The following is a 6,432-nucleotide window of genomic DNA, read 5'->3' on the forward strand; positions in this document are numbered from 1 at the left end:
GTAATTACAACGGTGTTTTACTGGCTTCCCCGGCAATTTCGCGTACTAGCTGGGGCACTAGAAAACCCGGTAAGATTCCCCTGAGCTGATGCTCAATTTGGCGGGCCTGGTCATCACTCACAGCGAAATGGCTAGCGCCCGCAACTTTGTCCAACTGATGCAAATAGTAGGGCAATACCCCGGCAGTAAATAATTTTTCGCTTAAACTGGCGAGAATATCCGGGTCATCATTGATACCTTTCAGCAACACACTTTGGTTGAGCAAGGTCACGCCATAATCACGCCATTGCTGCAATGCCGCAGTCAACAGCGGATCAATTTCGTTGGGGTGATTGCTGTGAATCACCAAAACGGCATTCAAGCGACTGGCCTGCAAGCGTTTGGCGAGGTCCGTTGTGAGCCGACTCGGTAGCACCACCGGTAGGCGTGAATGAATGCGAACACGGGTGAGTTGTGGCAATAACTCGAGTTCGCTCAGCAAACGGTCGAGTTGTGGGTCGGTGGCCAACAGCGGGTCACCGCCACTTAAAATCACCTCATTAATTGCCGCGTCAGCGCGAATCAAATCGAGCAATTCGGCGCGTTGCTGTGGGCCAAAATGATGCTGGTCATAGGGAAAATGACGGCGGAAACAATAGCGACAATTGATCGCACAGCCACCGCGCAAAATCACCAGCACCCGCGAGCGATATTTGTGCAGAACCCCAGGTTGGCTGTGGTGCTGCTCAGCTAACGGGTCGGTGACAAAACCCTCGGCGTGCAGGAATTCGTCGGCGTGCGGGAGTACCTGGCGCAGCAATGGGTCATTGACATCGCCCGGAGTCATCAAGCTAATAAAGTGCTGGGTCACCCGTAATGGGAATAGTTTGCTGGCGCCTAGGTGCTCAGTCATGAACTCAGCGGGCAGATTTAACTGCTCAGCAAGCTGCTTGGCGTCAGTACAAACTGCCGCAAGTTCGCGTTGCCAATTTGGCCGTAGAGTGATGGGGAGCGCATCGGTTGCCACAAAAAACCTTCATGAAAGCGTTATAACAGCCGTTATTTTACCTGAAAACTTTCTACGAATGGTTTATTATTGCGCGCGAAATCGCTAAATCTGTGAGCATACGAGGAAGCTATGGCGAACTACAGTACCAATGAATTCAAGGCCGGTTTAAAAATCATGCAAGATGGAGAGCCTTGCTCCATCATCGAAAACGAAATGGTCAAGCCGGGTAAAGGGCAAGCATTTAACCGTGTTCGTATCCGTAAGTTAATCAGCGGTAAAGTCGTTGAGAAAACCTTTAAATCGGGCGACACCGTTGAAGGTGCTGATGTTGTGGATGTGGAATTAGCCTTCTTGTACAGCGATGGTGAATTCTGGCACTTCATGAACAACGATACCTTCGAACAGTTGGCCGCCGACGCCAAAGCTGTGGGCGATATGACCAAGTGGCTCGTTGAGCAAAACGTTTGCGTACTGACGTTGTGGAATGGCAGCCCGATTGCGGTAACGCCACCGAACTTCGTCGAGTTAGAAATCGTTGAGACCGACCCAGGTTTGAAAGGTGATACCGCCGGTACCGGTGGTAAACCAGCTACCTTGACCACGGGTGCGGTGGTAAAAGTGCCATTATTCGTACAACGTGGTGAAGTGATCAAAGTTGACACCCGTTCAGGCGAATACGTGTCACGGGTACAAAAGTAATACGAGGTGTTGGGGTGTTGCAGGGATCAGACGCATGGCAGCCATCGGCTGATCGAGCAACACTCCAACAACGCGCTGCCATGCTGCGGCAGGTGCGCGATTTTTTTTATGCCCGCCAGGTGCTCGAAGTAGACACCCCATTACTAGCACGCTTTGGCGTGACTGACCCCCACTTAAGCAATCTGACCACGCACCTAAGCGGTAGTGACCATGCTTGGGCGCTGCAAACATCGCCTGAATATGCCATGAAACGCTTGCTGGCAGCAGGTTCAGGTTGTATCTACCAACTCGGCAAAGCCTTTCGTGATGACGAGCAAAGTGCTCGGCATAACCCCGAATTTACGCTGTTGGAGTGGTATCGAGTCGGGTTTACGGCGCCACAGTTGATGGCGGAATTAGGGCAATTGATTAGCTTGTTACTCGATGCACCAGCGCCACAGTCGCTGACCTATCAGCAAGCATTTTCGCGTTATCTGCAGGTCGACCCGTTAGCGCCAGACAGCCATCAAGCTCTGCAACAGGCCCTCGCTAACTATCCAGAGTTTGCCGACTTAGCACAGCGTGAAACCGATGTGGATACGTTACAGCAGCTAGCCATGGCTTGTGTCATTGAGCCCGCGCTGGATGCCAGCGTACCGACCTTTATTACCCATTACCCGGCCAGCCAAGCCGCCTTAGCGCGGCTGTCACCCAGCGACGCCCGAGTGGCTGAGCGGTTTGAATTATTTTATCGCGGCTTGGAATTAGCCAATGGCTATCACGAATTAACCGACGCCGAGCTGCAGCAGCAACGCTTTATCAGCGACCAGCAACAGCGTGAACAGTTGGGCCGCCCACCCATGCCCGCTGATCGGCGCTTGCTAGCAGCACTGCAACACGGCCTACCCGACTGTGCTGGCGTGGCGGTTGGTTTTGATCGCTTGGTGATGCTGCGTTGCGGTCAATCACACATTCAACAGGTGTTACCGTTCGCTATCGATCGGGCCTGAGCCGATAAAAGGATCTTGCGTGGCAAAACGTGATGTTATAATATAACAACCATTGCGTATAAAAAGGCCGTCGTCATGTCAGCATCACAACCATCATTAGACAAAGCAGGTATCTGGGTAACCACCTTGTGTGCGTTGCACTGCCTGTTGCTGCCTGTGATTGTGCCGATGTTATCAGTGATTGGTCTTGGCTTTATTGGCGCTACTATACTTGAGCGTACTATTTTAGGTGCCAGCTTATTGGTTGGTGCTATTGCGCTGAGCCAAGGTGTGCGTCGACATCGGCAAGTTTACCCGGTGGTGTTATTGATCGCCGGTGGCGCGCTGTATTGGTTCAAAGATTTGTTTGGTGCCAGTATGGAGCCGTGGATTATTCTGCTCGGCGCCAGTCTGATTGTTGCCGCCCACTGGATCAACCTACGTTTGTCAGCAACCAGCTGCCGGTTAGCACCAGTATTGGTCGCCAAAGCGAATCAGGTTGCCGACCAAGCCAACGGCCATTCGGTTAATCGGGCCGCCTAACTAGTACCACACCTGCTTCCATATGGTGGGTGTAGGGGAACTGATCAAATAACGCCGTTGCTACCACATCATGGGTCTGCTGCAGTTGCACTAAGTTCTCGACCAAGGTCAGTGGATTACACGAGATATAAATAATAGTCGGGTAACGCTGTACTAACGCCAAGGTATCGCTATCAAGCCCCGCTCGCGGTGGGTCAACTAGCACAGTACGGCAAGCAAAATCGGCAACCCCTGCTTCACGCGCTCGTACTGAATCTTTCTCACCGCTTAGCACGGCACTAAAATCTTCCGCCGACATGCGCACGACAGTGACGTTATCAATGTTATTCAATTCGCAGTTATAGCGCGCTGACGCCACCGAGGTCTTGCTGATTTCCGTGGCTAACACACGGCGGAAATTCTGCGCTAATGGCAAACTGAAATTACCGTTGCCGCAGTACAGCTCGAGTAAATCATCGGTGCTTTTTTCGGTATGTTTCAGTGCCCACTCAATCATGTGCTTATTCACCCCAGCATTGGGCTGGGTAAAGCTATTCTCGACTTGCTGAAAGTGATAATCACGGCCATTGATTGGTAAGGTTTCGACCACCCAATCGCGATCGACACACAGCTTTTGCTTTTTGGCGCGGCCGATAATATCAATCTGCCCTAAATCACTCAGCTGCTGACGCAATAGTTGTGCCTGTTGCAGCCACGCATCATCAAGTTGCCGATGATAAATCAGCGAGATCAGTACTTGTTGGGTGGTGGTGGATAGAAACTCAACCTGAAACAGCTTCCAACGCAGACTGTTGTTGCCACGCAAATAATCGCGCAGACGCGGCATCAGTTGATTAATCAGCAAACTGGCCGGGTCGAACTCAGTCAAAGCGATACGCGCTTTAGTCTCGCTATCAAACATCACGTAGTCGAGCTGCTCACCATCATGCCAAATACGAAACTCTGCGCGCATGCGGTAATGCCGCGGCTGCGATGCAAAAACCTCAGGGACTTGGCTGCTGAAGGGCTGGAGCAATTGCTGCAGCTGTTCGGCTTTATCGTGTAATTGCTGCTGATAATGACGTGGATCGATAGTGTGCGCTGACATGTGAACTCGTGTACCTCAATAGAAGTGGGAATTGTAGTGTCTTATGCGCGAATGTCCACTATTGCAGGTGTTGCTTTTATATACAGAGTAAAGTTTTTGTGAAGACGATATTGCATGTTGCAGAATGCGATTGCTTGTAACAATATGTTTCTGTTAGTGGGATTTTGTTGGTACTCACTGCATTCCAATAATAATAAACAACACAGGAAATCAACTATGTCCCTTCAGTCGTCAAAACGCGCCGTGTTAACCATGGCCGCCGTCGCTCTTGCGGTTTCTGCAGCTGTTCAAGCCGCTCCGGCAGATAAAGAGCGAGTTATCGTTCAATTCAAACCAGGTAGTAAAGCTCAGGTTGAGCAAGTCGTTGGTCGTATGGGTGGCGAAAAGCACCTTGATCTGCATAACGATAATGCTATGGCCGTGAGTATCCCAAGCGCCGCTCTCAGCGGTTTGCGCAACAACCCAAATGTGCTCTTGGTTGAAGAAGATGCCAAACGACAATTATTCAGCACGCAATATGAACCGGGTCTGCCGTATGGCATCGTGCAGGTGCAAGCGAACTTATTAAGTGACGCTGCAGCAACGACACGTAAAGTCTGTATCATCGACTCAGGCTATGACCTCGGTCACCCTGATCTGCAAAGTGCTGGGGTAAGCGGACGCTTCAACAGCGGCACAGGTAATTGGTTCACCGACGAAAATGGTCACGGTACCCATGTGGCAGGGACCATCGCCGCACTAGCCAATAATACTGGCGTAGTGGGTGTATTACCGAACAACAAAGTTGGCCTGCACATTGTTAAGGTATTTACTGCGAGCGGTTGGGGCTATTCATCATCACTGATTGCTGCAGCCGACGAATGTGCCGCTGAAGGCGCACAAATCATCAATATGAGTTTAGGTGGCAGCCGTTCAGTACGTACCGAAGAGCAAGCCTTTGCCCGTTTAAATAGTGCTGGTGTGCTGAGTATTGCTGCTGCTGGTAACGATGGTAATACTCGTCATTCATATCCGGCCTCGTACCCAGCGGTTGTTTCAGTCGGTGCGGTCGATGAAAACGAAGTAATTGCTGCGTTCTCACAACAAACATCACAGGTCGAATTATCGGGGCCTGGCGTTGCGGTGTTATCCAGCGTGCCACGTGGCACTGGTGAGCGAGTTGACTTAGCGGTTGCAGGTACTGTATTTGATGCCAACGCTATGGACGGTTCGGCGAAAGGCTCGGCGAGTGGTGCGTTAGTAAACTGTGGTATTGGCAGTGCGCCATGTACCGGTGCCAGCAACAATGTTTGTTTGATTGAGCGTGGCACCATCTCGTTCACTGAAAAAGTCCAAGCCTGTGAAGCAGGCGGTGGTTCAGCTGCCATTGTCTATAACAATGAAGCCGGTCCGCTGTTAGGCACCTTAGGTACTTATGTATCCAGCATTCCAGCTATTGGTATATCACAAGCAGATGGCCAAGCCTTGCTAGCACAACTGGGCAGTTCAGCAACTGTCGGTGTGACCGCGAGTGATTGGGCATTCTTTGATGGTACCTCTATGGCTACTCCGCATGTTGCTGGTGTGGCGGCATTGGTCTGGAGCTATCATAGCAGCTGTAGTAATGATCAGATTCGTGCAGCGTTAAATGCTAGCGCCAAAGATCTGGGTGCGGCAGGCCGTGATACAGCCTATGGTTTTGGTCTGGTTCAAGCCAAAGCTGCGGTAGACTACTTAAATGCTAACACTTGTAGTGGCGGTGGTGGTGATACCGGTGGTGGCGACACTGGCGGTGGCACTGGCGGCGGTGGCCCAGGTGGCGGCAAAGGTGGTAAAAAATAACCACTTTTAAACAATTCACTGAAAAAGGCCTGCTTCGAGCAGGCCTTTTTATTACTATTTGTTGAATAAATCAGCAGTCAGTAAAAAAACAGTCAAAAAGGCAGAAAACGGGCTTGACGGTTGCAGTTAAATCTCTAAAATGCGCCCCACGCTTTAGGCAGACGATGAAGTCGCCAAAAGCAGCGGTTTTGCGTCATAAATATTTTGCCGAAAGGCTTGACTCAACCGCTCAAGGCTGTAGAATGCGCAGCCTGCTCACTGCGAGCAACGCTCTTTAACAATATACCAAGCCAAGCAAACTGTGTGGGCACTTACCGGATTCAGGC

General features: G+C 51.0%; 6 protein-coding genes. 4 read left to right on the plus strand and 2 right to left on the minus strand.

Annotated elements, in window-relative coordinates:
* Positions 1-4: 4 nt before the first annotated feature.
* Positions 5-1,006: an EF-P beta-lysylation protein EpmB gene (epmB, locus tag EFO84_RS01995; RefSeq protein WP_127346388.1), complete on the minus strand. Its 1,002-nt coding sequence runs from the start codon at positions 1,004-1,006 to the stop codon at positions 5-7.
* A 111-nt stretch (positions 1,007-1,117) separates the two neighbouring features.
* Here epmB and efp point away from each other — a divergent pair, with 111 nt between their 5' ends.
* The 3 genes from efp to EFO84_RS02010 all read left to right on the plus strand — a co-directional run bounded on the left by efp (position 1,118) and on the right by EFO84_RS02010 (position 3,198).
* Positions 1,118-1,687 (plus strand): elongation factor P, encoded by a 570-nt coding sequence (efp, locus tag EFO84_RS02000; RefSeq protein WP_127346389.1) that lies wholly within the window; start codon positions 1,118-1,120, stop codon positions 1,685-1,687.
* A 14-nt stretch (positions 1,688-1,701) separates the two neighbouring features.
* Positions 1,702-2,676 (plus strand): EF-P lysine aminoacylase EpmA, encoded by a 975-nt coding sequence (epmA, locus tag EFO84_RS02005; protein WP_431355311.1) that lies wholly within the window; start codon positions 1,702-1,704, stop codon positions 2,674-2,676.
* Between the two features lie 75 nt (positions 2,677-2,751).
* Entirely contained in the window at positions 2,752-3,198 is a 447-nt protein-coding gene (locus tag EFO84_RS02010) for a MerC domain-containing protein (RefSeq protein ID WP_127346390.1), read from the plus strand.
* Here EFO84_RS02010 and trmA read toward each other — a convergent pair.
* The gene (gene trmA, locus EFO84_RS02015) at positions 3,182-4,285 is read right to left on the minus strand and encodes a tRNA (uridine(54)-C5)-methyltransferase TrmA (RefSeq protein ID WP_127346391.1); all 1,104 of its coding nucleotides are present in this window, start codon (positions 4,283-4,285) and stop codon (positions 3,182-3,184) included. The genes EFO84_RS02010 and trmA overlap by 17 nt on opposite strands.
* A gap of 216 nt (positions 4,286-4,501) precedes the next feature.
* On the opposite strand from trmA, the gene EFO84_RS02020 reads away from it, so the two are divergent.
* Positions 4,502-6,106 (plus strand): S8 family serine peptidase, encoded by a 1,605-nt coding sequence (locus EFO84_RS02020; protein ID WP_240642623.1) that lies wholly within the window; start codon positions 4,502-4,504, stop codon positions 6,104-6,106.
* Positions 6,107-6,432: the final 326 nt, after the last annotated feature.

Source organism: Pseudidiomarina mangrovi (genome assembly GCF_003999375.1).
GTDB classification, from domain to species: Bacteria; Pseudomonadota; Gammaproteobacteria; order Enterobacterales; family Alteromonadaceae; genus Pseudidiomarina; species Pseudidiomarina mangrovi.